The organism is Streptomyces aidingensis (assembly GCF_900112355.1).
Taxonomy (GTDB): Bacteria; Actinomycetota; Actinomycetes; order Streptomycetales; family Streptomycetaceae; genus Streptomyces; species Streptomyces aidingensis.
The window spans coordinates 295614-321672 of sequence record NZ_FOLM01000006.1; the positions used below are offsets into that span (position 1 = coordinate 295614).

At 73.5% G+C, this 26059-nt stretch carries 25 protein-coding genes; 7 read left to right on the forward strand and 18 right to left on the reverse strand.

Going from position 1 to position 26059, the window contains the following annotated elements:
- Positions 1–8 precede the first annotated feature (8 nt).
- The 11 genes from BM242_RS13820 to hisI all read right to left on the reverse strand — a co-directional run bounded on the left by BM242_RS13820 (position 9) and on the right by hisI (position 9718).
- Positions 9–1100, reverse strand: coding sequence for an NAD-dependent epimerase/dehydratase family protein (locus BM242_RS13820; RefSeq protein WP_093839091.1), 1092 nt, complete (start codon positions 1098–1100; stop codon positions 9–11).
- Positions 1101–1170: 70 nt separating this feature from the next.
- Positions 1171–2484: a DUF1266 domain-containing protein gene (locus BM242_RS13825; RefSeq protein WP_093839092.1), complete on the reverse strand. Its 1314-nt coding sequence runs from the start codon at positions 2482–2484 to the stop codon at positions 1171–1173.
- A 111-nt stretch (positions 2485–2595) separates the two neighbouring features.
- Positions 2596–3414, reverse strand: coding sequence for a tryptophan synthase subunit alpha (trpA, locus tag BM242_RS13830; protein ID WP_093839093.1), 819 nt, complete (start codon positions 3412–3414; stop codon positions 2596–2598).
- Positions 3411–4664, reverse strand: coding sequence for a tryptophan synthase subunit beta (trpB, locus tag BM242_RS13835; RefSeq protein ID WP_093839143.1), 1254 nt, complete (start codon positions 4662–4664; stop codon positions 3411–3413). The genes trpA and trpB overlap by 4 nt, the downstream gene beginning before the upstream one ends.
- 232 nt (positions 4665–4896) lie before the next feature.
- The gene (gene trpM, locus BM242_RS31160; protein WP_425443851.1) at positions 4897–5070 is read right to left on the reverse strand and encodes a tryptophan biosynthesis modulator TrpM; all 174 of its coding nucleotides are present in this window, start codon (positions 5068–5070) and stop codon (positions 4897–4899) included.
- 15 nt (positions 5071–5085) lie between these two features.
- Positions 5086–5895, reverse strand: a complete 810-nt coding sequence (trpC, locus tag BM242_RS13840; RefSeq protein ID WP_093839094.1) for an indole-3-glycerol phosphate synthase TrpC — start codon at positions 5893–5895, stop codon at positions 5086–5088.
- A gap of 152 nt (positions 5896–6047) precedes the next feature.
- Positions 6048–6491 carry a DUF2752 domain-containing protein gene (locus BM242_RS13845; RefSeq protein WP_245834052.1) on the reverse strand — a complete coding sequence of 148 codons (444 nt, stop codon included), beginning with the start codon at positions 6489–6491 and terminating at the stop codon, positions 6048–6050.
- Positions 6492–6550: 59 nt separating this feature from the next.
- Positions 6551–6829 carry an HGxxPAAW family protein gene (locus BM242_RS13850; protein ID WP_093839095.1) on the reverse strand — a complete coding sequence of 93 codons (279 nt, stop codon included), beginning with the start codon at positions 6827–6829 and terminating at the stop codon, positions 6551–6553.
- A 140-nt stretch (positions 6830–6969) separates the two neighbouring features.
- Positions 6970–7623, reverse strand: coding sequence for a TIGR02234 family membrane protein (locus BM242_RS13855; protein ID WP_093839096.1), 654 nt, complete (start codon positions 7621–7623; stop codon positions 6970–6972).
- Positions 7624–7716: 93 nt separating this feature from the next.
- Positions 7717–9285 (reverse strand): anthranilate synthase component I, encoded by a 1569-nt coding sequence (locus BM242_RS13860; protein ID WP_093839097.1) that lies wholly within the window; start codon positions 9283–9285, stop codon positions 7717–7719.
- A gap of 55 nt (positions 9286–9340) precedes the next feature.
- Complete coding sequence (hisI, locus tag BM242_RS13865; protein ID WP_093839145.1) at positions 9341–9718, reverse strand: phosphoribosyl-AMP cyclohydrolase; 378 nt, start codon at positions 9716–9718, stop codon at positions 9341–9343.
- Between the two features lie 72 nt (positions 9719–9790).
- Between hisI and BM242_RS13870 the strand changes: the two genes are divergently transcribed.
- On the forward strand, positions 9791–10426 hold the full coding sequence (locus BM242_RS13870) for a TIGR03085 family metal-binding protein (RefSeq protein ID WP_093839098.1): 636 nt from the start codon (positions 9791–9793) through the stop codon (positions 10424–10426).
- On the opposite strand, the gene BM242_RS13875 is transcribed toward BM242_RS13870, so the two are convergent.
- From BM242_RS13875 to BM242_RS13890, 4 genes are all read right to left on the reverse strand, one after another.
- Positions 10403–10906: an SRPBCC family protein gene (locus BM242_RS13875; RefSeq protein ID WP_093839099.1), complete on the reverse strand. Its 504-nt coding sequence runs from the start codon at positions 10904–10906 to the stop codon at positions 10403–10405. The genes BM242_RS13870 and BM242_RS13875 overlap by 24 nt on opposite strands.
- 1 nt (position 10907) lies before the next feature.
- The gene (locus BM242_RS13880) at positions 10908–12647 is read right to left on the reverse strand and encodes a phytoene desaturase family protein (RefSeq protein WP_093839100.1); all 1740 of its coding nucleotides are present in this window, start codon (positions 12645–12647) and stop codon (positions 10908–10910) included.
- A gap of 160 nt (positions 12648–12807) precedes the next feature.
- On the reverse strand, positions 12808–13374 hold the full coding sequence (locus tag BM242_RS13885) for a hemerythrin domain-containing protein (RefSeq protein WP_093839101.1): 567 nt from the start codon (positions 13372–13374) through the stop codon (positions 12808–12810).
- A gap of 89 nt (positions 13375–13463) precedes the next feature.
- A complete protein-coding gene (locus tag BM242_RS13890; protein ID WP_107365124.1) occupies positions 13464–13661 on the reverse strand; it encodes a hypothetical protein in 198 nt (65 codons plus the stop codon).
- A gap of 437 nt (positions 13662–14098) precedes the next feature.
- Here BM242_RS13890 and BM242_RS13895 point away from each other — a divergent pair, with 437 nt between their 5' ends.
- On the forward strand, positions 14099–14641 hold the full coding sequence (locus BM242_RS13895; RefSeq protein ID WP_093839103.1) for a hypothetical protein: 543 nt from the start codon (positions 14099–14101) through the stop codon (positions 14639–14641).
- A 48-nt stretch (positions 14642–14689) separates the two neighbouring features.
- On the opposite strand, the gene BM242_RS13900 is transcribed toward BM242_RS13895, so the two are convergent.
- Entirely contained in the window at positions 14690–16597 is a 1908-nt protein-coding gene (locus BM242_RS13900) for an FHA domain-containing protein (RefSeq protein ID WP_093839104.1), read from the reverse strand.
- An 827-nt stretch (positions 16598–17424) separates the two neighbouring features.
- Here BM242_RS13900 and BM242_RS13905 point away from each other — a divergent pair.
- The 5 genes from BM242_RS13905 (at position 17425) to BM242_RS29395 (ending at position 25188) form a co-directional block, all read left to right on the forward strand.
- Entirely contained in the window at positions 17425–20808 is a 3384-nt protein-coding gene (locus tag BM242_RS13905) for a rhamnogalacturonan lyase family protein (protein ID WP_217652476.1), read from the forward strand.
- Between the two features lie 352 nt (positions 20809–21160).
- A complete protein-coding gene (locus BM242_RS13910) occupies positions 21161–22477 on the forward strand; it encodes an ABC transporter substrate-binding protein (RefSeq protein ID WP_093839105.1) in 1317 nt (438 codons plus the stop codon).
- 63 nt (positions 22478–22540) lie between these two features.
- Positions 22541–23503, forward strand: coding sequence for a carbohydrate ABC transporter permease (locus tag BM242_RS13915; protein WP_245834053.1), 963 nt, complete (start codon positions 22541–22543; stop codon positions 23501–23503).
- Positions 23500–24489, forward strand: coding sequence for a carbohydrate ABC transporter permease (locus BM242_RS13920; RefSeq protein WP_093839107.1), 990 nt, complete (start codon positions 23500–23502; stop codon positions 24487–24489). The genes BM242_RS13915 and BM242_RS13920 overlap by 4 nt, the downstream gene beginning before the upstream one ends.
- Positions 24490–24498: 9 nt before the next feature.
- Complete coding sequence (locus BM242_RS29395; RefSeq protein ID WP_175541404.1) at positions 24499–25188, forward strand: hypothetical protein; 690 nt, start codon at positions 24499–24501, stop codon at positions 25186–25188.
- Positions 25189–25360: 172 nt separating this feature from the next.
- Here BM242_RS29395 and BM242_RS13930 read toward each other — a convergent pair whose 3' ends face one another.
- Together BM242_RS13930 and BM242_RS31265 are read right to left on the reverse strand one after the other, a co-directional pair.
- Entirely contained in the window at positions 25361–25912 is a 552-nt protein-coding gene (locus tag BM242_RS13930) for an NUDIX hydrolase (RefSeq protein ID WP_093839108.1), read from the reverse strand.
- Entirely contained in the window at positions 25909–26052 is a 144-nt protein-coding gene (locus BM242_RS31265; RefSeq protein WP_483883335.1) for a hypothetical protein, read from the reverse strand. The genes BM242_RS13930 and BM242_RS31265 overlap by 4 nt, the downstream gene beginning before the upstream one ends.
- Positions 26053–26059 lie beyond the last annotated feature (7 nt).

Here is a 26059-nt window from a genome sequence, read left to right on the forward strand (position 1 = left end):
GGCCGGGCTCAGCGGGCCGTGACGGTGACGGGGGCGGGGGCGGGGGCGGGAAGCGGGGCAGGGGGGTCGGCGAGGGGGGCGTGGGCGAAGGAGTGCACTCCCCGGGAGAAGGGGACGGCGGGGCGCCAGCCGAGTTCGTCGCGCAGCCGGGCGGAGTCGGCGGTGATGTGGCGGACGTCGCCGAGCCGGTACTCGCCGGTGACCACGGGCGCCGGGCCGCCGAAGGCGGCGGCCAGGGCGCGGGCCATCTCACCGACGGTGCGCGGCTCGCCGCTGCCGGTGTTGTAGGCCCGCAGGGTGCCCGCCGGGCGGCCGGGCAGGGCGGTCAGCGCGGCGGCATTGGCGGTGGCCACGTCCCGCACATGGACGAAGTCGCGGCGCTGGGCGCCGTCCTCGAAGACCCGGGGCGCCTCGCCGCGCTCCAGCGCGGAGCGGAAGAAGGCCGCCACCCCCGCATAGGGGGTGTCGCGGGGCATCCGGTCGCCGTAGACGTTGTGGTAGCGCAGGCTGATCGCCCGGCCGCCGGTGGTGCGGGCCCAGCAGGCGGCCAGATGCTCCTGGGCGAGTTTGGTGGTGGCGTACACATTGCGGGGGTCGGCCGGGGCGTCCTCGGAGACCAGGCCGGGGGTCAGCGGCCGGCCGCAGTGCGGGCAGGGCGGCTCGTAGCGGCCGGCCGAGAGGTCCTCGGGGGCGCGGGGGCCGGGGCGGACCGTGCCGTGCTCCGGGCAGTCGTAGCGGCCCTCGCCGTAGACCACCATGGAGCCGGCCAGGACCAGGTCCCGGATGCCGAGGCCGGCCATGGCGGCCAGCAGGACGGCGGTGCCCAGGTCGTTGGCGCCGACATAGCCGGGGGCGTCGGCGAAGTCCTTGCCCAGGCCGACCATGGCGGCCTGGTGGCAGACGGCCTCGGCGCCGGAGCCGGCCAGCGCGGCCCGCACCGCGTCCGGGTCGCGTACATCGGCCCGGTGGAAGGGCACCCGCGGGAGTCCGGGGGCACCGGGCCGCAGATCGAGCACGGCCGGTTCATGACCGGCGGCCAGCAGGGCTTCGACGATATGGGAGCCGATGAACCCGGCTCCTCCGGTGACCAGCACGCGCATGGCATCACGCTAGGCGCGGCGCGGGGCCGCGGGGCGGGTGACGCGGCCGGTGTCCGCGTTCCGTAAGAAGTCAGGAGGCGGCGGCGCCGTCGCCGGGGAGGTCGGACCAGGGGACGGTGAGCCAGGGGCTTTCCGGGTCGGCGCGCAGCAGCCGGTGCACCGCCGCCAGTTCGGTGTACCAGGTGCCGAACTCCTCGTCGCCGGCGTGCAGGCAGCGTCCCAGCAGATACCCGGCGGCGAAGTCGGCCCAGGAGCGGTAGACGGACCGGGCTCCCTCGCTGATCCGGCGCAGCGCCTCCTCGGCCTCGGCCACCTCGCCGAACCGGGCGCCCACGCCCCAGCGGGCCATGCCGGAGCCGACCCCGAAGTCCCAGGCCGTCACGGAGCGGACGATGTCGCCCGGGTCCGGCCCCAGCACGCCGTCCGCCCGGAACCGGGCCTCGCAGCGCAGGATGCGCTCGATCAGCGCGTTGGTCCGGGCGATGGCGGTGTCGAGGTCGAAGTCCGGGGGGCGGTTGGTGGCGTCCACGATCTCCGCGGTGCGGCCCAGCATCACCTGCTCGGTGGTCTGCTGCCACTGCCCGGCGTCCGGCAGCAGGTGGTAGGCGTCCCGGAAGGCGGTCCGCACCTGGAGCACGAACTCCCACAGCGGGTCGTGGTGTTCGGCGTGCACCAGGGCGGCGAGCCGGGGCAGCCAGGTGTCCCGGGAGGTGATGCCCCACAGGTGCCGCAGCTCGTCGCGCTGGTAGGTGTATCCCCGGCTGTGCCAGCCCGGGTCGTTCCAGAGTTCATGGCTGTCCACCATCGGCAGGGCGCCGCAGGCCATGCCGTGCGCCACGGTGTCCCGCAGCCGGCCGGTGCGCAGCGTCATCAGCCGCGGCTGGTCCAGCCGGTCGCAGCGCTGCGCATGCCGCTTCCAGCGCCGTGGCCGGGAGGGCACGAAGGTCTCCAGCGGGGTGCCCGGGTTGACGGCCAGCCAGTCGGCCGATCTGAGCCAGTGCCGTGCCAGGTGGTACAGCGTGGTCATCTCATAGACCTGGCCGGGGGTGGGCGGGGGCATCATGCCGCGGGTGAACACCGGGACGCTCAGGCCCGGCGGCTGCTCGCTGCGGAAGGCGGGGAGCCGGGCACCGCCCAGCACGTCGGAGAGTTCCTGGCGCTGCGGGAAGAACAGATGGGTGTTGCCGAGCCGCTCGTAGAAGGTGTCCCAGTCCCCGGTGGAGGCGGCGCGGTACAGAAGCCGCTCGGTCTCGGTGGGCGGCTCCCAGTCCGCCGCCTCCGCCGGGCTGCCGTCACCGCCGCCCCGGTGGTCCAGGCCGGTCCGGCCCGGCCGGTCGGTGTCCTCCGGGCGGCCACCCGGCTGTCCGCTCTGCCCTGTGCCCATGAGCCAGGAACTCTAGCGCAGCCGCCGGGGGCCGGACCGCGCGCCCCCGGCGGTGCGGCGGGGCCGCCGCACCGCACCGCCGGGGGCCGGATCGTGCCCGGCCGGCCGGGCTCAGCGGGCGGTCCGCACGCCCCGCGCCAGCTCGCCGGCCAGCTCCCGCACCGCCGCCCGTCCGGCCTCCGGATCATCCCGATGATCGAGCATCCGTTGGACAAAAGCACTGCCCACGATGACGCCGTCCGCGAAGGCCGCCACCTCGGCCGCCTGCCCGGCGTTCGAAACGCCGAGGCCGACGCAGACCGGCAGCGCGGTGCCGGCCCGGGTGCGGCGTACCAGGTCCTGCGCATCCCGGCTGACGGTCTGCCGGGTCCCGGTGACGCCCATCAGCGAGGCCGCGTAGACAAAGCCGCTGCCGGCCGCGGTGATGGCGGCGAGACGCTGGTCACGGCTGCTGGGCGCGACCACGAAGACGGTTGCCAGACCGTGCTGTTCGGCGGCCTTGCGCCATCTGTCCGACTCCTCCACCGGCAGGTCGGGCAGGATGCAGCCGGCCCCGCCGGCCTCCGCCAGGCCGGCCGCGAACCGCTCCTGGCCGTAGCGGTCCACCGGGTTCCAGTACGTCATGCACAGCACCGGGACGCCGGTGGCGGCGTGCACCTCGCGGACGGTGCGCAGCACATCGGCGATGCGGAGCCCGCCGCGCAGCGCGATGTCGTCGGCAGTCTGGATGACCGGGCCGTCCAGCACCGGGTCGCTGTGCGGCAGCCCGATCTCCAGGATGTCGCAGCCGCCCTCGGCCATGGCGGTGGCGGCGCCGATGCCCTCGTCCACGGTGGGGAAGCCGGCCGGGTAGTAGCCGATCAGGGCGGCGCGGTTCTCGCCGCGGGCCCGCTCCAGCACGGAGTTCAGCAGCCCGATGGTGCCGCTCATGCGCCCGCTCCTTCGGTGGTGTCGGGGCTGTCGTAGAGGTGGAAGTAGCGGGCGGCGGTGTCCATGTCCTTGTCGCCGCGGCCGGAGAGATTGACCAGGATCAGGCCGTCCGGGCCGAGTTCCCGGCCCAGATCGAGCGCGCCGGCCAGGGCGTGCGCGGACTCGATGGCCGGGATGATGCCCTCGGTGCGGGCCAGCAGGCGCAGCGCCTGCATCGCCCGGTCGTCGGTGACCGGGCGGTACTCGCCGCGTCCGCTGTCCTTCAGCCAGGCGTGTTCCGGGCCGATGCCGGGGTAGTCCAGCCCGGCGGAGATCGAGTACGGCTCGGTGATCTGGCCCTCGTCGTCCTGGAGGACATAGGAGCGGGAGCCGTGCAGGATGCCCGGTTCACCGGCGGTCAGGGTGGCGGCGTGCTCGCCGGAATCCACTCCGTGGCCGGCCGCCTCCAGGCCGACCAGCCGGACGCGTTCGTCGCCGAGGAAGGCGTGGAACAGGCCGATGGCGTTGGAGCCGCCGCCCACGCAGGCGGCCACCGCGTCCGGCAGCCGCCCGGCCCGCTCCAGGATCTGGCGCCGCGCCTCCACCCCGATGACCCGGTGGAAGTCGCGGACCAGGGCGGGGAACGGGTGCGGGCCGGCGACCGTGCCGAAGAGGTAGTGGGTGCGGTCCACATTGGCCACCCAGTCGCGGAACGCCTCGTTGATGGCGTCCTTCAGGGTGCGGCTGCCGGAGGAGACGGGGACGACCTCGGCGCCGAGCATGCGCATCCGGGCGACGTTCAGCGCCTGCCGCTCGGTGTCGATCTCGCCCATGTAGATGGTGCAGTCCAGGCCGAACAGGGCGCAGGCGGTGGCGGTGGCCACGCCGTGCTGGCCGGCGCCGGTCTCGGCGATCACCCGGGTCTTGCCCATCCGGCGGGTGAGCAGGGCCTGGCCGAGCACATTGTTGATCTTGTGGGAGCCGGTGTGGTTGAGGTCCTCGCGCTTGAGGAAGACGCGGGCGCCGCCCGCGTGCGCGGCGAACCGCCGGACCTCGGTGAGGGCGCTGGGTCGCCCGGTGTAGTGCACCAGCAGTTCGTTGAGCTCGGCGGCGAAGGCCGGGTCGTGCCTGGCCTTCTCGTACTCGGCGGCGACCTCCTCGACCGCGGCGCGCAGCGCCTCGGGGATGAAGGTGCCGCCGAACGCGCCGAAGTAGCCCTGCGCGTCGGGCACCCTCCCCTCGGGATCGGGCAGGAAGAAGCCGTCGGACATGACGTCGGACATGGTGGGCCTTCCACAAAGGACGGAAAGAACAGGACAGGGGAACCGGCCGGACGGCGGCGGCGGGGCGTGCGGGGCAGCCCGCTCCCGGCCGGCGGGCCGGGGGCGCACCGCTCCGGCGGCTGCTGCTCGGGGCCGCGGCCGGTGCCGCAGGACACGCGCGCCCGCGGCTGCGGGGCCGGTCACCCGCGGCGGGAGCGGCGCGCACCGCCGCGGGCCGCGCTCAGCGCGCCGCCGCCGCGGCGGCGGCCGTGCGCCATCGGCGTCCGTTGATCTGTCCCGGCTCACAGCCGATGTGGTACCGCACCCGCCTGCCCAGCACCCGCCGCGCGGGCGCGCGGCAGCCGCGCGGCCGGCAGCCGCGCAGCAGTCCGGGGTGGCGGGAACAGGAGGTCATGGCGGGCTCGGCGGCTCAGCGTCCCTGCCGCAGCGCGGGGTGCGCCCCGGCGGCCACCAGATCGGCCACGGCCGCCTTGGGCTCCTTCTGGGTCACCAGGGACTCGCCGACCAGTACCGCGTCGGCGCCGTCATTGGCATAGGCGATCAGGTCGTGCGGGCCGCGCACCCCGGATTCGGCGACCTTGACGATGTGCGCGGGGATCTCCGGCGCCACCCGGGCGAAGGTGGAGCGGTCCACCTCCAGAGTCTTCAGATCCCGGGCGTTGACACCGATGATCCTGGCCCCGGCGTCCACCGCGCGCTCGGTCTCCTCCTCGTCGTGGACCTCCACCAGCGGGGTGAGGCCGATCGATTCGGCACGCTCCACCAGCGAGACCAGGGCCGGCTGCGCCAGCGCCGCGACGATCAGCAGCACCAGGTCGGCACCGTGTGCGCGGGCCTCCCAGAGCTGGTAGGAGGTGACGATGAAGTCCTTGCGCAGCACCGGCACGTCCACCCGGGCGCGCACCGCGGTCAGATCGTCGAGCGAGCCGCCGAACCGGCGCTGCTCGGTGAGGACGGAGATGGCGGCGGCACCGCCCGCCGCGTAGTCGGCTGCCAGCGCCGCCGGGTCGGCGATCGCGGCCAGCGCGCCCTTGGACGGGCTGGACCGCTTGACCTCGCAGATGACCTGGACGCCGCCGTCGCCCTTGAGCGCGGCGAGTCCGTCCCTGGCCTGCGGCGCCCGGGCGGCGGCCGCCTTCAGGTCGTCCAGGCCGACGCGCTGCTGCCGCTCGGCCAGGTCCGCACGGACTCCGTCGATGATTTCGTCGAGGACACTCACGCGAGCGGCCCCTTCCTCTCGATGCGGCGGTCGGACCTCACAGCTTCGATCGTATCCGGCGCCGGCGGGTGGTCGTGCACACGCCCGGCACACCTTCCGCATACCGGACAGTCCATGCCGGAACGGGCGGGAAGCCGCCTGTTCCCGCCTGTTCAGGGCGCGAGCACGGCCCCGGCGGGAATGGGCAGGTTGCGCAGCACGGTGAAGGCGGTGACACAGATCACGGCGGCCAGGACGGCGGCCCGGCCGGGCGCGGGCAGCGGCGGACGGCCCGGCGGCAGCCGGTCCCGGGCGGCCGACACCAGGGTGCGCAGCAGCAGCACGGCCAGCAGCGCGCCGGCAGTCACGGCCAGGGCGTTGGCGGAGAGCGCGGCGGCCGGGTCGCCGTGGGCCAGCGCGTGGGCGGCGCGCAGACCGCCGCAGCCGGGGCAGTGGAAGCCGGTCAGCGAGAGCACCGGGCAGACCGGGAGCGCCCCCGGCCGGTGCGGATCGACGGCCCCGGCCAGGCCCAGGGCGGCGAGCCCGGCGCCGAGCACGGTCAGCGGCGCCGCGGTGCGGCGGGCCAGGGCGGTTGCGGCGGGGGGCAGGGCGGCCACCCCGCCAGGGTCGCGCGGGCCGCCCGGCCCGGCAACCGGGGGGCGGCGGGCGGCGCCGCTCAGGCGGCGGCGGTCTCCGCGGTGCCGGTGCCGGCCTTGGTCCCGGCCGCGGCGGCGCCGTCGGTACGGCCCTCGGCGGCGCTCTGCGCGCCCAGGCCCATGGAGCGCATGACCAGGGTGACCACGCCGCCCAGCGCGACCACGGCAACGCTGGCCGCCACCAGCAGCGGCTCCGCCATGATGGTGAAAACGCCGCCGAGCGAGAACCCGATGAGGGCGATGAAGACGCCGGTCCAGGCGGCCGGGTTGTTTCCGTGATCGTGGCCGTTGCCCGCCATGACTGCTCCTCGTGGTCAAGATCGTCGGGTGCGACTCGCTGTCACCCGCGCCCCATTGTTACAGCAGCCGCGCACCGCGCAGCGGCCGGACCCCGCCCGGCCCCGGCCCGGCGGCTGTGCGGTGCATCACCGTGGCCCGGTCAGCGGCCGCGCCCGCCGGGCCGGCCGTCCGGTTCGGTGGGGTCCTCGCCGCGGTCCAGCGCCTGCCACATCTCCTCGGGCCGCTCGGCCGCGCTCGCGCGCCGCGGTGCGGCGGGCGCGCGCCGTCCGCCGCGCTCGTGGCGTCCGGACATGGCCGGCCAGGACCGGCCGTAGCCGAGCGCCAGCAGTCCGGCGCCCAGCAGCAGCAGCCCGCCGAGCGCCGAGATCCAGGGCCAGGCGGTGTGGGACACGGCGGTGACCGCGGCGCCGGTGAGGCCGGTGGCCTCGGCGGCGCTGTCCCGCAGCGCGCCGGTGTCCCGGGCTCCGGCGGCGGCGGTCACGGCCGCGCCGGCGCCGCTGAGCAGCAGCACCGCGGAGACCACGCGCCGCCCGGTGCGGCGCGCCGCGAAGACCGCGACCAGGGCGCCCAGGCCCACCAGGGCGAGCGCGCTGGGCAGCCCGGAGACGGCGTTGCCGGTGGCCGTGACCGGCAGCCCGGCGCCCGAGGCCGCGGTGGTCCCCTCGCTCCAGGTCTGGCCGGCGGCGATGAGAACGAGGCCGGCCCCGGCCGCGCCGCCGAGCAGCGCCGGGCCGAGCGCGCGCCGGGAGGCGCGGGAGGAGTCCGGGGGGGACGGGTGGTGCTCAGGAGTCACCCCACCACGCTACCTGCCGCGCCGCCGGGGCCGGCCGCCCAGCCCCGCTCGCCGCCGGCCGGCGGGCCCGGTGGCGCGCGCCGCGGGCCGCGGTCAGCGGAGGTGGCGGGCGGAGGCGATGGCGCGGAGGACGGCCGCGGCCTTGTTGCGGCATTCGGTGTCTTCGGCGGCCGGGTCCGAATCGGCCACCACACCGGCCCCCGCCTGCACATACGCCACGCCGTCCCGCAGCACCGCGGTACGGATGGCGATGGCGGTGTCCGCGTCCCCGGCGAAGTCCAGATAGCCGACGCAGCCCCCGTACAGGCCGCGGCGGGTGGGCTCCAGTTCCTCGATGATCTCCATCGCCCGCGGCTTGGGCGCCCCGGACAGCGTCCCGGCCGGGAAGCAGGCGGTCAGCGCGTCGAACGCGGTGCGCCCGGCGTCGAGCCGCCCGGTCACCGTGGAGACGATGTGCATCACATGGCTGTAGCGCTCCACCGACATGAAGTCCACCACCTCCACCGTGCCCGGGGCGGAGACCCGGCCCAGGTCGTTGCGGCCCAGATCGACCAGCATCAGATGCTCGGCCCGCTCCTTGGGGTCGGCCAGCAGTTCCTCCGCCAGCGCCGCGTCCTCCCCGGGGGTCGCCCCGCGCGGCCGGGTGCCGGCGATCGGGTGCATCATCGCCCGCCCGTTCTCCACCTTGACCAGCGCCTCCGGGCTGGAGCCGACGATGTCGAAGCCGCCCGTGCCGTGCTCGGAACCGGGGATGCGCAGCAGATACATGTACGGGCTGGGGTTGGTGGCGCGCAGCACCCGGTAAACGTCCAGCGCGCCGGCCTCGCAGCCGGTCTCGAACCGCTGGGAGGGCACCACCTGGAAGGCGTCCCCGGCCCGGATGTACTCCTTGACCCGCTCCACCGCCTCCCGGTAGGCCGGGCCGCCCCAGCGGGCGGTGAACTCCGGCAGTACGGAGGGCGGCAGCACGGCCGGGGCGGCGGGCACCGGGCGGGAGAGATCGGCCTGCATGGCGTCCAGCCGCCGCACCGCGTCCGCGTAGGCCTCGTCCACGCCGCTGCCGGCGGCGTGGCGGCCGTCCCCCGCGGGCGGGCGGTACCCCCACGCGTTGGCGATCAGCAGCACCGTGCCGTCCCGGTGGTCCAGCACCGCGAGGTCGGAGGCGAGCAGCATGGTCAGCTCGGGCAGCGCCAGGTCGTCGCGCGTCTGCTCGCCGATCCGCTCCAGCCGCCGCACCACGTCGTAGCCGAGATAGCCGACCATGCCGCCGGTGAACGGCGGCAGCCCGGGGTCGCGCGGGGTGTGCAGCTCCTGAAGGGTGCGGCGCAGGGCGCGCAGCGGGTCGCCGCCGGTGGGCACGCCGGCCGGCGGGGTGCCCAGCCAGTGGGCCTGCCCGTCGCGCACGGTCAGCGCGGCCGAGGAGCGCACCCCGATGAAGGAGTAGCGCGACCAGGTGGCGCCGTTCTCCGCCGACTCCAGGAGGAACGTGCCGGGGCGTTCGCCGGCCAGCTTGCGGTAGAGCGCGACGGGCGTGTCACCGTCGGCCAGCAGCCGCCGGGTGACGGGGATGACCCGGCGGTCCTCGGCCAGGACCCGGAAGGCGGCCAGGTCCACGGTGCCCGCGGTGTCCACGGCGCTGTCCGGGGTGTCCACAGTGCTCATACGACGTCACCCTAATGCGCCGGTGCCACTTCAGGAGCCCGCGGAGCGGTGCCGGTCAGGCGTCCGGCGAAAGGGCTCCGGCGTCGAAGCAGGTCCGGTCGCCGGTGTGGCAGGCCGCGCCCACCTGGTCGACCTTGACCAGCACGGTGTCGCCGTCGCAGTCCAGCGCCACCGATCTGACGTGCTGGGCATGGCCGGAGGTCTCGCCCTTGACCCAGTACTCGCCCCGGCTGCGGCTGTAGTAGGTGCAGCGCCCGGTGGTCAGGGTGCGGTGCAGCGCCTCGTCGTCCATCCAGGCGAGCATCAGCACCTCGCCGGTGTCGTACTGCTGTGCGATCGCGGGGAAGAGCCCCTCCGGGTTCCGCTTCAGGCGGGCGGCGATCGCCGGATCGAGGCCCGAGGGCCGCCGGGTGCTGGACGGTGCGCTGGACATGTGGTCCATTGTGCCCCTCCGCCCCGGCGCGGGGCGCCCCGCCCGGCGGTGCCCGCCCGTAGGGTGGATGCCATGGCTACCCACGCGAAGCGCGAACGTCTGCTGCTGGCCGATTTGTTGGAAAAGGCGGGGCCGGACGCCCCCACGCTGTGCGAGGGCTGGACCACCCGGCAGCTCGCCGCACATGTGGTGGTGCGGGAGCGGCGGCCGGACGCGGCGGGCGGCATGCTGGTCAAGCCGCTGGCCGGCCGGCTGGACCGGGTGATGGGCGAGTTCTCGGCCAAGCCCTACGAGGAACTGGTGGAGCTGGTGCGCACCGGGCCGGGCAAGTGGTCGCCGTTCGGGGTGAAGCAGCTCGACGAGGCGTCCAACACGGTGGAGTTCTTTGTGCACGCCGAGGATGTGCGGCGGGCCGCCGAGGGATGGCAGCCGCGCGAGCTGGACGAGGTCTTCGAGGGCGCGCTGTGGAAGCGGCTGGAGACGGCGGGCCGGCTGATGGGCCGCAGAAGCCCGGTCGGTCTGGTGCTGCGCCGCCCGAACGGCCAGACCGTGGTGCTGCACAAGGGCACCCCGGTGGTGACGGTGACCGGCGAGCCGGGGGAGCTGGTGCTGTTCGCCTCGGGGCGGCAGCGGGTGGCCCGGGTGGAGCTGGCGGGGGAGGAGAACGCCGTGGCCAAGGCCCGGTCAGCCCCGCTCGGCTTCCTCTGATCCCCCGGTCCCGGGCTCCTTCGGCGGCGCGGGGGCGGGCGGCGGGGCGGGGTAGCGCTCGGCGCAGCGGGCCAGCAGGCGGAGCATGCGCCGGTGGCGGAGCTGGAGCAGCAGCTCGTCCAGCACGCTGTGCATCCGTCCGCCCGGTCCGGTCAGCGGGTGCTCGTCCAGGATGACCAGCGAGTCCTCGCCCCAGGGCCGCACCTCCACAGCAATCCGCGCGGTGCCCAGCCGGCCCCGCCGTGCCTCCAGCTCCAGCGCCCGGGGCGGGTCGCTGCTGCGCACCACGGTCCGGCCGCTCAGCCGCAGCGGACCCAGCCGGAGTTCGTAGCGCAGGCTGGAGCCCACCGCCGGCCACTCCCCCGCCAGCGGCCGGGAGTCGCGGGCGCCCACCACCCAGTCGGCGTAGCGGTCACGGTCGCTGAGCAGGGCCCAGACCGTGTGCGGCGGCCGTTTCACCAGTACTGACCGGGTAGCCATCTCAGTTCTCCTTCCCCGGGTCGTCGCGGGGCGGGTCGTCGCGGGGCGGGCCGCCGCCCTGGAGCAGCCGCTGGGCGGCGGCCAGCGCCGGGCCGAGCAGAAAGCGGGTCGCCGGCCGCTCGGCGCGCAGCGCGGCGCGGGCGGCGTTGGCGCCGCAGGCGCCGTGCACACCGCCGCCCGGGTGCGCCGAGGCGGAGGCCAGGTAGAGCCCGGCGACCGGTGTCTCGGGCCGTCCGGTGCCGGGCACCGGACGGAACACAAGCTGCTGGTGGGCCTGGGCGGTGCCGCCGTTGAGCGCGCCCAGCGGCAGGCTGCGGTTGCGCTGCCGGAAGTCGGGCGGGGCGAGCACCCGGCGGGCCGTGATCCGGTCCCGGAAGCCGGGGGCCCGCCGTTCCACCTCCCGCTCCACGCGTTCGGCCATGGCCTCGCGCCGCTCCTCGGTCCAGCGCGGTCCGATCTCCGGGGCGCCGGGGGCGGCCCCGGCGTCGCCGCGGATATGACGGGGCAGATGGGTGTAGGCCCAGGCGGATTCGGTGCCGGCCGGGGAGCGGGTGGCGTCCGCCGTGGTCATCTGGCCGAGCAGGGCGAACGGGCGGTCCGGCACCAGGCCGCGGGCGAGCTGCGCGGCCCAGCGGGTGAGCTGGTCCAGGCCGTCGGCGAGATGGACGGTGCCGGCGCCGGCCGCCCCGTCCGCCAGCCACGGGATCGGCCCGTCCAGCGCCCAGTCGATCTTGAAGGTGGCCAGGTCCCACTGGAAGCGGCGGATGTCGTCGCGCAGCCGGGACGGCAGATGCTCCCAGCCGACCAGGCCGCCGTAGAGGGCGGGGGCGGGGACATCGGCCAGCACGGCGCGCCGGGCGCGCAGCGGCTCGCCGCCGGCGGTGCGCACGCCCAGGCAGCGGCCGTGCCGCACCAGCACCTCGGTCACCGGGGTGGCGCACCGCACCGCGGAGCCGAGCGACTCCAGGCGGCGCACCATGGCGTCGGACAGCTGCTGGGCGCCGCCGCGCGGCACGGGCCAGCCGTGCTGGTGGCCGAGCATCAGCAGCAGCCAGCCGAAGCCGGTGCCGCCGAGGGATTCGGGGGAGAAGTCGGCGTGCATGCCGCAGCCGGTGAGCAGCAGCGGGGCGGCCGGTCCGTGGAATTCCTCCTCGGCCAGGCGGCGGGCGGGCAGGGCCAGCATGCGCAGGGTGCGCAGGCCGCCGGCCGCGTGCAGCCGGCGGGCCAGGGCGGCGGCGGGGCGGACGGGCGGGAAGGGGGTGAACAGGGCGCGCATCACCTCGGTGCCGATGCGGTCCCAGAGGGCGGCCAGCCGCAGATAGGCGTCGCCGTCGCCGTGGCCGAAGGTCTCCAGGTGGGCGGCGGTGCGGGTGGCGTCCTGGTGCAGGACCGCGCAGCGGCCGTCGGGCAGCGGGTTGGCCAGCACGGAGCGGGCGCGGCTCCAGCGCAGGCCCCAGCGTTCCAGGCGCATGGCGCGGAAGGCCGGGGAGGCGGCGGCCAGCGGGTAGAAGGAGCTGAACAGGTCGTTGACGTAGTCCGGGTGCACGCCGCGGTCGCTGCGCACCGAGCCGCCGGGCACCGGCTCCGCCTCCAGCACCAGGACCCGCCAGCCGGCGTCGGCCAGGATGTTGGCCGCGACCAGCCCGTTGGGGCCGGCGCCGATCACGATGGCGTCGGCGTCGGCGCCCGAGGCCGCGGCGGGGGCGGCAACGGGGGCGGGGGCGGGGGCGGGCGGGGTCATGGGCCGGCTCCGGCGGGGCTGCGGTCGGGCATGGGCGACGGGTTTCCCGCGGGCCCGGCAGGTACTCCGGCTTCTCTCCGGCCGCGCGGGCGCCCGGACCGGGGCGGGCGGCGGGCCGGAGCCGGCCCGCCGCCCGCCGTGGCCGGCGCGGCGGGGCGGTTCAGGTGTGCTTGCCGCGGCCGGTGATGGCGTCCCGGGCCCGGTCGACCAGCCCGGCACCGGGGGCCAGCAGCTTGTTCGCGGGCGGGGTGTCGGGGGCGCTCGGATGCGGCCGGGTGGGTGCCATGGACTTGGCCCGGCGCACCTTGTCGCCGAGCTGCTGCATGGCCTCGGGCGGGCAGGACCGGGCCAGGCGCGGGAAGAGGTTGTTCTCCTCGTCCTGGACGTGCTCGCGGACCTCGCCCATCATCCGGGTGATCAGCCGGTCGAAGTCGGGGTCGCCGGCGTTCAGGCTCTCCAGCTCCTTGAGCAGGCGCTCCACGGTGGCGTGGTCCTCGATCTCCTTGTCGGCGATGCGGTCGCCGTCCGGCCGGATGTGTTCGCGGGCGGCCGGGTACAGGTACTCCTCCTCGGCGACCGAGTGCCGCACCAGCTCGATGGTCACCTTGTCGGCCAGTTCCTTGCGCCGCTCGTCCCCCGACGGCAGCGCCTCGATGCGGCCGAAAAGGTCCTCCACCTCCCGGTGGTCGGTGGTCAGCTCGTCGACGATGTCCCCGCCGTGTCCCATGTCGTCCTCTTTTCCTTCGTTTCCTTCGCTCGTTTTCTTCCGCTCGGGTCTGTTGGCCCGCTCCGGGCCGGGGGCGGCGGTGGCGCCCCTCAGGCCGTGTCCTCGTCGCGCTCGCCCTCGGCCTGCGAGGGCGTGGTGACCATGCCGTCGTAGCCGTGGTCCTTGCCGGCGGCCGGATTTCCGGTCCCGGCGGCGGCCTCGGTCTCGCGCTCCCCCTCCGCCTGGGAGGGAGTGAGGTGGCTGCCGTCGAAGCCGCTCGCCCCGGAGGGCGTGTGGTGCTTGGTCATGGCCGTGTGCTCCTGCTCCTCGCGCTCGTCACGGTGGCCGCGGCCCGGGCCGGCGCGCACCCGCCGAGTCAAGCCCGCGGGCGCCCGGGGGCCCGGGATTGATCCCTTGGTGGGCATGGCCGGGCCGGCTGGCGGCGCCCGGCCGGCGCGGGGCACGTACCGGACCGTGCGCGCCGGTCACCGCTGCCCGCCCGGGTTGCCCGCCCGCCGCGCCGGAAACCTCCGTTTCCTGCCGTGCCGTCCCCCCGCGCCGGGCACCCGCCGGGCAGCGACGTGGCGCGCATCACCGCCCGCGGGTGCTCCGCGCCACGGCACGGGACGCGGCGCGGGCAGTACCCTGGCCGCGTCCCGAGTGCTTGTCCCCACCGGCAGCGCTGCCGGTCCCGCGCAGCGCCGCGCGGAGCGCGTCCCCTGCTCGACCCGGGAGGCTGACTTCCGTGTGCGCCGATCTCACGCCGGTTATCTCCGCGACCACCCGATGGCTGCTGCGCGCCTATCCGGCGCCCGGCGGACCGCTGGCCACCGTGCTTGCCGAGGCGCAGGCGCGGCAGGCGGTGACGGTGGCGGCCTGGCTGCGCTACCCGACGGCGATGGACGCGGCGCTGCTGACCCTGTCCGGGCCGGGCGGCTCCGGACGGCTGGACTGGATCACCGGGACCGACTCGGCGATGGCCGCCGACGGGGAGGACGCGCCGGACGGCGCGGCGGACGCCTGGCGGAGCTGGGTGGACGAGGCGGTGGCGAGCTGGGCGGCCTGTCTGCTCTCCTCGCCGTCCCTGGCCGAGCAGGCCGTGTCGGTGCTGGCCGACTGCGAGCAGGCGCCCTCCCCGAGCGGCTTCCGCCGCCTGCTGGCGCCGGACGAGCACGACCGCAGGGCGGCGGCACTGCTGCGCCATCCGGATCTGCTGGCACCGATAGCGGAGCTGCACCGCTCGCAGCTGGTGGACCGCCTCTTCCCCGATCCCGTGGGCACGGACTGACCGCGCTCCCGCCGCTGCCGCGGGCAGCGCCGGGAGCGCGGTTGCCGGTCAGCTCCCGGCGCTGAGGGACGGGCCCTGGGCGGGGACGGCGGACGGGGCGTCGTCGCGGTAGAAGATGTCGATGTCGACCTCCTCGCCGCCCATGACCAGGGTGTCCCAGGGCCCGCTGACCACCATGGTGTGCAGGGTCTCGTCGTTGACATGGCGCAGATGCTTGCGCAGCGAGGCGTCGTCGGGCAGGCCCGGCATGCGGGGGGCCAGCCGGTCCCGGATGGAGCGGAGCTGGTCCATGAAGGCGGCGGTGTCGGCCTCGCGGTCCGTGCCGCCGGCCGCGTCGCCGATGCTCCGGCCGATCAGATCCTTGATCGCGAAGACCTTGCCCTCTTCGTCCGTGGTCACCATTGCGTTCCAGGCGCGGCTCTTGTGCCGGTACTGGAGCATCGACATGGCGGCTTCGTGGCGGGTGAAATCGGCGTCCCGGAAGGGGCGGCCGGTCCAGGCGCCGTTGAGCGTGCGGGCCAGTGAAATCGCCGAGGCCAGTCCGCTGTTGAGGCCGCGTCCGGGCCAGAAGTGAATGGCGTTCGCGGCATCGCCGAGCAGGAATCCGTAGGTGCCGGGGGTGGCGGCGGTCGGGGAGTACAACTGGGCGGTGAAGCGTGGCCGCTGGACCATGTCGAGACGGAATGCGGTGACCGCGGCCAGGTTTTCCTCGGGCACGCCCATGAAGCTCAGCCCTTCCTTCACCCGGCGCCAGAGCGCGGAGCCCTTGACCAGGGAGGGCAGGAAAAGGGTGTGGTGGGTCGCGCAGTGGTAGTCGCCGTAGTCGTCGCGGCTCATCACGCAGGGGCGGGAGGCGATGCACTGGGTGAAGACCTGCTTCACCGGGTCGATGCCGACGACTTCCCTGGCCTCTTCGTCGGTGAGGCGCATGTTGAGGAAGCCGTCGCCGCGCAGCGCGTTGAGCAGGAAGCGGTTCTGCGCCACGGTCAGCAGCACGATCATCGGGTCCGACAGCTCCGACTGGACCCGCAGGCCGAGGACGACGTCCTGGAGGTGGTGGCCGTCCAGGGAGTAGATGGTGGTGTCGGCCTGGCCGAACTTGTCCTTGAAGAATTCCCGGGTGCGGGAGCGCGAGCCCTCGCAGATGACCAGCACATGGCTCTTGGCCACCGTCTCCTGGTTGCCGTCCGGGGTGAACCGTTCGGGCACCAGGGTGATGCGGTCCGGCTTCTCGTTGGCTATTTCGAGAAGTTTGTCCTCGATATAGCGGATGCGGATGTTGCGGGGTCCGGCCCCGCGTATGGAGTCGGGGCCGGCCGGCCACATTTCGGTGTAATTGTCCCCGGTGAACAGTTCGTGCTGGATGTACTCGGGAAGATTGAGAAACTGCCGGCTCTGGATCGTCACCACCTGCTGGCGGCGGACATTCCCCTGGCCCAGATCCTTCCATATGACCCGGGAGCCGTCCTTTGTCCACCGCTCGTCGTATATCGTGACGGAAACCCGCCGGCCCATGAGGTGGTCGAGCAGCAGGGCGAATGCCAGCCCCACCGGGCCCCCGCCGCTGATCGTCACATTCAGCACCGGCTGCGGACCGGCATTCTCCCTCCGGTCCGGGATCATGCCGGCCGGCAGGGAGAAATCGACGATGGTCTCCATGCTGTCGGCGGGCGCCTCGAAGACAAAGCTCTCGTCGTCGATGGTGATGACATCGCCGGGCTGGAGCACATGCTCGGTCACGCGCTCGCCGTTGACCAGCGTGCCGTTGCGGCTGCCGCGGTCGTGCAGCACATAGCCCGCGGCCTCCTGGCGCACCTCGGCATGAAAGCGGGAGGCCCGCCGGCTGGCGATCACCACATCGCTCCTGGCCTGGCGCCCGAAGGTGAACGGCGCGTCCCCGATCGGGAATCTCCGCCCGGCCAGCGGGCCGGCGCGCCCGACAATCACAGGTGGCATGGGTCATTCCTTTCCATGGAGGCGTTGTGAAAACCCGGGACCGTGCCGGGCGGCGAAAGGTGGCGTGATCGCCACCCCGGCACCTCTTGTCGCACCCGCACCGGGCTCCCCCCTGGCCCCACGGGCCACATTCGTCGCAGCATGAACAGCCGTGCCTCCGTCACCACAGCCGCACCGCGCCGCTCTCCAGCGGACACTGCCGGTTCCCCCACCCCACGCGTGATCAGAAAACTGAACAGCTACTTTGTATGGACGCGGCGGAACCAAGTCAAGTCACGAAGTGGCCGCACTCGCCGACGGACCAAAACAATTCCCGTTGTCCGGCTCCGTGCAGAATGAAGGCAATGCCATTCGGCCAATTCGGCCCCCGAGCCCCCGCCCGTCACACCGGCCGGAAATTCATGCACGAGCCGGTACATCCGGGACGGGGCGCACCCGCCGCCGGACCGCCGGGCCCGGCCGGTGACACCCGGTACGGCATCCGTCACCCGGACCGTCCGTCGGCCGCCGGGCGCTCCCAGCCGCCGCTGGGCGCCTGGGATGTGCGAGATGTATTGACAGTGGTGAAACGTGTTGGAAAACTCGCCCACTCAGAAAGCGCTTGCTGTCGCGCCGCGCCACCCTCTCCCCCGTTGCCGTCCCCGGTTCACCCCCCTGGCCGTTCCGCAGCCCGGCCCGGGGAATGAATCGATTCACCCATGGCTTCGGCCGGGCACGGGGAGCCGGGAGGGCGGCGCGGCGGCAGGCGCACCGCACCCTCATCGGGAGGACGGATGGGCAGAACCACTGCCAGAGCCCCTGGACGACCCCGGAGACTGCTCCGGACCGTGGCGGCCGGCCTGACCGCGCTCGCCGCGGCGGCCGTCGGCCTGGCCGTACCGGGCTCCGCCACCGCGGCGGAGGGGGACGGCCCCACGGTCTACCTGGCCGGCGACTCCACCGTGCAGACCTACGACCCGTACTGGGTCCCGCAGGCCGGCTGGGGCCAGATGCTGGACCGGTTCTTCAGCGAGGAGGTGACGGTCGCCAACCACGCGATCGGCGGCCGGAGTTCCCGCTCCTTCATCGAGGAGGGGCGGCTGGACGCGATCCTGGAGCGGATCCAGCCGGGCGACTACCTCTTTGTGCAGTTCGGGCACAACGACGCCACCGTCAGCCGGCCGGAGCGCTACACCCCGCCGGAGGACTACAAGGAGTACCTGCGCAACGACTACATCGCCGGGGCCCGGGCCAAGGGCGCCGTCCCGGTGCTGGTCACCCCCGTCTCCCGGCGCTCCTTCGACCCGGCGACCGGCGAGTTCCACGTCTCCTTCCCCGAGTACGTGCAGAAGGTGCACGAGCTGGCGGCGGAGGAGGACGTGCTGATGGTGGACCTGTCCGCGTCCAGCCGCGGTTATCTGGACGGGATCGGCCCCGAGGAGGCCAAATCCGTCTTCCTGCACGTGCCGGCCGGGGTCTATCCCAACCGCCCCGACGGCACCGTGGACGACACCCACTTCCAGGAGTACGGCGCCATCCAGATGGCCCGCCTGGTGGCCCAGGGCGTGGCCGGGCTCGACACCCCGCTGGCCCAGTACGTCCGGGAGGCCGGGCCGCCCGCCGAGGTGCCGGCCGCGCCCACCGGGCTGCGCACCGACACCGTCTCCAACGCGAGTGTCCGGCTGCTGTGGGACGAGGTCCCCGGCGCCGACATCTACCGGGTCCAGCTGCGCGAGGCCGCCGATCCGGCCGCGGAGTTCCGGCTGGGCACCACCGCCACGGTCGGGGTGGCACAGCTCGGCGGCCTGGGCGAGGAGACCGCCTACGAGGTGCGGGTGGTGGCCGTGAACGGGCGTGGCGAGTCCCAGCCCTCGGCGGTCCTGACCTTCGCCACCGTGGCGGCCGATCTCCGCTTCGACTTCGGCCCGGTGGGCCAGCCGGTGGCGGAGGGCTTCACCGAGATGAACCGCACCGTGCTCTACACCGAGGAGCGCGGCTACGGGCTGACCGCGGCCGGCGAGATGATCGACCGGGACCGCGGGGACGCCGCCGGCGATGTGGAGCGCGACTTCGTGGCCTGGTTCGGCGGCTCCTACGAGTTCAAGGCGGATGTGGAGAACGGCCGCTACGCCGTCCGGGCCTACGTGGGCGACCTGCTGGGCTCGGCCCGCACCCTGTTCGCCTTCGAGGGCTACGACTTCGGCCAGGTCTCCTCGCCCAGCAGGCAGGTGATCACCCGCGACTTCGAGGGCGTCCTGGTGGAGGACGGCCAGCTCAATGTGGTGCTCTCCGGCCAGACCGCGCATCTGAACGGTCTGGAGATCACCCGGGTCGGCGGCCTGCCGGGGGAGGGCGGAGGCGGCGCGGAGGAGCCGCCGCCCGGTCCGCGCTTCATGGAGCGGCTGGACCGGGCCCCGGTCGCCGTGCTGGCGGGCAGGAAGAACAACCCCAACAAGGGGGTCCGGCTGGGCTGGCGGATGCTGGGCACCGACCCGGACGACGTGGCCTTCCTGGTCTACCGGGACGGCAGGCTGGTCACCGAGGAGCCGCTGACCGGCGCCACCTCCTACTACGACGACAAGGGCAAGAAGAAGTCCGTCTACCAGGTGGTGACCGTGGTGGAGGGGCAGGAGACCGACCGCACCGCCCGCTTCGGGGTGTGGCGGGACCAGTCGCTCGAAATCCCGGTCAACCGGCCCGAGGGGGGCACCACCCCGGACGGCACCGCGTACACCTATCACCTCAACGACGCCTCGGTGGGCGATCTGGACGGGGACGGGCGATACGAGATCGTCCAGCTGTGGAACCCCAGCAACGCCCAGGACAACTCGCGCCCCGGCCACACCGGCAACGTCTACGTGGACGCCTACACCCTGGACGGGGAGCAGTTGTGGCGCATCGACCTGGGCCGCAACATCCGCGCCGGGGCGCACTACACCTCGGTGATCGTCTATGACCTGGACTCCGACGGCCGCGCCGAGGTGGTGCTGAAGACCGCGGACGGCACGGTGGACGGCGCCGGCGAGGTGATCGGCGATCCGGACGCCGACCACCGCAACTCCTCCGGCTACATCCTGTCCGGCCCGGAGTATCTGACCGTGTTCGACGGCCGGACCGGCGCGGCGCTCGCCACCACGGACTACGCCCCGGCCCGCGGCAATGTCTGCGACTGGGGCGACTGCTACGGCAACCGGGTGGACCGGATGATGATGTCGGTGGCCCATCTGGACGGGGAGCGGCCGAGCCTGATCGTCTCGCGCGGCATCTACACCCGTTCGGTGCTGGTGGCCTTCGACTGGGACGGCACCTCGCTCGGCAAGCGGTGGACCTTCGACTCCAACCTGTGGGGCCCGAAGTACGTCGGCCAGGGCAACCACCAGATGTCCGTGGCCGATGTGGACGGCGACGGCCGGGACGAGATCGTCTACGGCGCCATGACCGTGGACCACAACGGCCGCCCGCTGTACAGCAGCGGCCTCGGCCACGGTGACGCGCTGCATGTGGGCGATCTGGACCCGGCCCGGGAGGGCCTGGAGATCTTCTCCCCCTTCGAGTCGATGAGCGCCTCCGGAGGCATCGCCGCCGCGCTGCGCGACGCCGCCACCGGCGAGGTGCTGTGGTCGATGCCGGGCACCCGGGACACCGGGCGCGGCGCCACCGGGGACATCGATCCGCGCCACGCCGGGTCGGAGTCCTGGGCGGTCACCGCGGACGGGGCCTGGAACTCCCGCTCCGGTGAGCTGCGGGCGGCCGACGGCACGCTGCTGGGCGGTGCCATCCCGTCCGCCAACTTCATGATCTGGTGGGACGGCGATCCGCTGCGGGAGATCCTGGACCACTCCTTCGACCCCGAAGGCGAGGAGCCGGCCGGCCGGCCGTACATCGCCGAGTGGGACTGGGAGCGGGGCGTGCAGGAGGAGATCCTCTCCCCCGCCGGGGTGTACTCCAACAACCACACCAAGGGGAACCCGGTCCTCCAGGCCGATCTGCTCGGTGACTGGCGCGAGGAGGTGATCTGGCGCTCCGCGGACGACTCCGCGCTGGTGCTGTTCATCACCACCGAGCCGACCGGACTGCGGCTGCGCACCCTGATGCACGACCCGCAGTACCGGCTGGCGGTGGCCTGGCAGAACGAGAGCTACAACCAGCCCCCGCACCCGTCCTTCTTCCTCGGGGACGGGATGACCCGGCCGGATGCGCCGGTGATCCGCTACGCGGGCGCCGGCCGGTAGGCGGCGCCCGGACCGTCCGCGGTGCGGAAGCGAGGCCCTCAAGGCCATGAATCGATTCATGCACCGCACAGGCGGGCGGTCCGTCCCCGGAACCCCGGGGGCGGACCGCCCGCCGCCCAACACGGCCGCACCGCGGCCCGTTTGTCTGCCTTGTGCCACGATGCGCGCATCGTCCACTGGGCGGCGTTTCCGAAAAGTTACCCGCTCCCGGCTTCCCGCAGCAGCCGCGAACTCCTATTGTAACGATTCACTTCGGGTGTCACCCATGGCTGCGGAGGCGATGACACCACTCCTGAAGTGCTGGTTCACAGCAACCATGTGATCTATGTGATGACAGAGCAGGGAGGCTCTCATGTCCATCAGAAAGGCCGCCATCCGCGGTCTCGCCATCGCGGCCGTAGGCTCGCTCGCTCTGACCGCGTGCTCCGATGACAGCGGCAACGGCGACGGCGGCAGCGGCGGCGACGGCGGCACCGTCACCCTCAACATGCAGTGGTGGGGCAACGACGACCGGGCCGCCCGCTACGAGGCCGCCATCGACGCCTTCGAAGCCGCCAACCCGGACATCAAGGTGAACACCGGCTTCGCCGCCTGGCCCGACTACTGGACCGCCCGCAACACCGAGGCCGCCGGCGGCGCCCTGCCCGATGTGCTCCAGATGGACACCTCCTACCTGCGCCAGTACGCCGGCACCGGCCAGCTCGCCGACCTCACCGAATACGTCGGCAACGGCCTGGACCTGTCCGGCTTCGAGGAGTCCCTGGTGGAGTCCGGCAAGGTGGACGGCGGCCTGTACGCCGTCGCCACCGGCACCAACACCCTGGCGCTGTTCTACAACCCCGACCTGCTGGCCGAACTGGGTGTGGAGATGCCCGAGGACATCGGCTCCTGGGATGAGTACACCGCGCTGTACGCCGAGATAGCCGAGGCCGGCGCCGACCGCGACCCGGCCGTCTACGCCTCCGCCGACCACACCGGCACCTTCTGGCTGTTCCTCCAGTGGCTCATCCAGCAGGACATCGACCCCTTCACCGAGGACGGCGGCCTCAACTTCACCAAGGACGACATGGCGGCCTGGCTGGAGACCACCGCCGAGGTCCGCGAGGCCGGGGACGCCTTCCCCATCGAACGGGTGGTGCAGCTCGAACCGGTCACCCCGTTCTCCGCCGTGGAGACCGCCACCGAGTTCCACTGGGACAACTTCCTCGCCTCCTACGTCGGCGAATCGGGCGTGGAGACCCTGGAACTGATGCCGCTGCCCTCCGGCCCGGACGGCGCCAAGCACCAGTTCTTCAAGCCCACCATGCAGCTCGCCGTGGGCGCCAACAGCGACCACCCCGAAGAAGCGGCCAAGCTGATCGACTTCCTGGTCAACTCCCCCGAGGCCGGTGAGATCTTCGGCACCAACCTGGGCGTGCCCTCCACCCAGGCCCAGCGCGACGCGCTGACCCTGGAGGAAGGCAGCGTCGACGCCAAGGTCATGGCCTACGAGGCGATGGTCGCCGAGCAGGGCCACGTCAGCGAGGTCGCCCCGCTTCCCATCGAGGGCTTCGGCTCCATCGAGGAGGAGTACCGCACCCTGCACCAGGAGTTCGCCTACGGCGAGATGTCCGTCCAGGACTTCGTCGACCGCTGGTTCGCCGAGGCCGAGATCCACCTCGGCGGCTGACCCGGCCGGCCTCACCACACCTCACCCCTCATGCCCGAACGACGCACGAACGGAGCTGCCTCCGTGACTCACGCAGCGCAGGCGTCCAAGGCTCCTGAGGTCGGCAAGCCCGCGCGACGGCCGCATACCAAGCGGCCGTCGCGCCGGGCTGCGGAGACCCGGGCCGGTTACGCGTTCCTCACCCCCTGGCTGCTGGGCTTCCTCGGACTGACCGCCGGTCCGATGCTCGCCTCCCTCTATCTGGCCTTCACCGACTACAGCCTGTTCCGCCCGCCGGAGTGGGTCGGGCTGGACAACTTCACCCGGCTCTTCGACGACCCCCGCTATCTCAACTCGGTGGAGATCACCCTCCAGTACGCCCTGATCGGCACCCCGCTGAAGCTGGCGGCGGCCCTCGGCGTGGCCATGCTGCTGCACAGCAGACGGCGCGGCCAGGGCGCCTACCGCTCCTTCTTCTACGCCCCCTCGCTGATCGGCGCCTCGGTCTCGATCGCCATCGTCTGGCGGGCGATGTTCATCGACGACGGCGTGGTGGACCGGCTCGGCCAGGGCGTCGGCCTGGAGGCGGGCGGCTGGGTCGGCGACCCCTCGATGACCGTCTACATGCTGATCCTGCTGACCGTCTGGCAGTTCGGCGCCCCGATGGTGATCTTCCTGGCCGGCCTGAAGCAGATACCGAACGAGCTGTACGAGGCCGCCGAGGTGGACGGCGCCGGACCGCTGCGGAAGTTCTTCCGGATCACCCTGCCGATGCTCTCCCCGGTGCTCTTCTTCAATCTGGTGCTGGAGACGGTGCACTCGTTCCAGATCTTCGGCTCGGCCTTCATCGTCTCCAACGGCACCGGCGGCCCGGCCGACTCGACCATGTTCTACACGCTCTACCTGTACTTCCGGGGCTTCCGCGACTTCCAGATGGGCTACGCCTCCGCCATGGCGTGGGTGCTGGTGCTGTTCGTGGGCGCGATCACCCTGTTCTTCTTCAAGACCTCGAAGTACTGGGTGCACTACTCAGGGGAGGGCCGATGAGCGCCGCCACCCACAGCAGCACCGCCGCCGGCTCCCCGGCCGCCCGCCGCGGGGACTCCACGGAGCGCGGCACGGGCTCCGCCGCCGTCCGCGGCCCGGCCCCCGCCGGGGGGCCGGACGCCGCGCGCCGCAGCCGCCGCCGGGCCAGGGCCCGCGGCACCGGCCGCACCGTGCTCTACCACGGCTTCATCCTGGCCGTCGGGTTTGTGATCCTCTACCCCGGCGCCTGGATGGTGCTGTCCGCCTTCCGGCCCAGCAACGAGATCGTCGGCCAGGTCGGGCTGATCCCCGACGACACCACGCTGGACAACTTCACCACCGCGTTCAGCGGCATCGGCGGCATCTCGTTCTGGACCTTCTTCGGGAACTCGCTGTTCCTGGCCGTGGGCGCGGTGGTCGGCATCTGCCTGTCCTCCACCTTCACCGCCTATGCCTTCGCCCGGATCGACTTCCCCGGCAAGGGGCTGTGGTTCTCGCTGATGATCGCCACCCTGCTGCTGCCGTTCCATGTGGTGATCATCCCGCAGTACATCATGTTCAACGAACTGGGCCTGGTGGACACCTTCTGGCCGCTGCTGCTGGGCAAGTTCCTGGCGGCCGAGGCGTTCTTCGTCTTCCTGATGGTGCAGTTCATGCGGAACCTGCCGCGTGAGCTGGACGAATCGGCCCGCATCGACGGCGCGGGGCATCTGCGCATCTACTGGTCGATCATGCTGCCGCTGATGCGGCCGGTGATGGTCACCGCGTCGATCTTCGCCTTCATCTGGAGCTGGAACGACTTCTTCGGGCCGCTGATCTACCTCAAGAGCCCGGAGAACTACACCATGCCGCTGGCCCTGCGCCAGTATGTGGACCAGACCACCGTCTCGGACTACGGCGGGCAGATGGCCATGGCCGTCCTCGCCCTGGTCCCGGTGCTGCTGTTCTTCATCGTCTTCCAGCGCTATATCGTCGACGGCGTGGCCACCTCCGGCCTCAAGGGCTAGGAGCCGGTGATGACCAGCGGAAACCGCAACAGCCCCGGCCGCCGCCGGACACCGCCGCGGCGGGGCGACGGCGCGCCGCGCCCGGCCTTCGCCCTGTTCGGCGAGACGCTGCTGGCCGGCGTGGCGGTGCTGGTGCTCGCCCTGCCGCTGGTCACCCTGCTGCCCGCACTGGCCGCCGGCTGCGCCCATCTGCGCCGCCATCTGCGCGGCGAGAGCGAGCAGCTCCGTGCGGTGTGGGCGGATTTCCTGGCCGCCTGCCGGGCGCTGTGGGCGACCGCCCTGGCCGTTCCGGCGGTGGCGGCGGCCCTGCTGTGGAGCATGTCGGTGGCCGAGGCCGGCGCCGTCCCGGGGGCGGCGGTGCTGCGCCCGGCGGCGCTGGGGCTGCTGGCCGTGGGCGCCGTGCTGCTGCTGCGGACCGCCGCCGCCTGGTCCGCGGACGCCCCCGGCGGGACGCCGCCCGCCCGGCCCGGCGACGCGCTGCGGGGTGCCGCCGAGGCCACCCGGGACGACCCGGCGGGCTCGGTCCTGCTGTTCGCCGCCCTGGTCATGGCCGGGGTGCTGGTCTGGATGCTGCCCGTGCTGCTGCTGATCACCGGCGGCCTGCTCTGCCTGGCCGCGGTGGCGGTGGACCACCGCCACCGGGACGACGCCGGGGAGGACGGCGCAGCGGACACCGCAGCGGAGGGCGGACACCGCTGACCGCGCTGCGGGCGCCGGGGCACCGCGCCGTTCCTTCCGCAGACGCCCGCTCTGCGCCGTCGCACGCCGTAGCGGAAGAGTCACGACGAGATACGTCACGACAAGAGGCAGGGCCCCCGCGCCAGTTACCGCAGCAACCGGCACGGAGGCCCAGCCCAGTCGGGACCGTCCGTCAGGACGGCCCGGTATCCAGCGGCACCGCCCGCATGTGCTCAGTGTTCGCCAGCGCCGTCAACGCCCGCCGTCCTGCATCGGCAGGCAGCAGCCGCCCCAGCGTGCCTTCCCCCACGAACCGGCCCAGGCTCGCGGTCAGAGCACGACGCCGATCCGATGCGCCCTCCGGAACCCCGGCATCACACACCACAAACAGCCCCTCCGGCCGCTGATCCACGGCAAGCACGGAATCAACACCCACCCCGGCAAGCCCGGCCTGATCCCGCAGCACCCGCTCAGCAGCCGCCCCCAGCGACTCACCCCCGGCCAGCCAGGCACCCGGCAGCCCCCACACCCCCGCACGCCGCACCACAAGCACATACGGCGCGGGGAAGTCCGGAAACACCAGGACCTCGACAAACACCCGGTCCGCCCCGGCCACCAGCTCATCGAGCGCCCGCCGCGCCTCGCGCGCGGTCCGCCGGTAAGCCTCATCCCGACCTTCGGGCGCTTCCCACTCCAGAGCCAGCCCGGCCAGCACCGCCGACAGCGCATCCGCAGTCGTGGTCACCCGGCCACCTCCGCCCGGTCGTGCCGCTCGACCGCCTCACGGTCGTAGTACGGATTACCCGGCGCCGGAGACACCAGCCACGGCTGAGCCGTGTGCAGGGTGAACCGGCGGTGCGAGGGGTTCAGCCCTGTGTGCTTCAACGCCCAC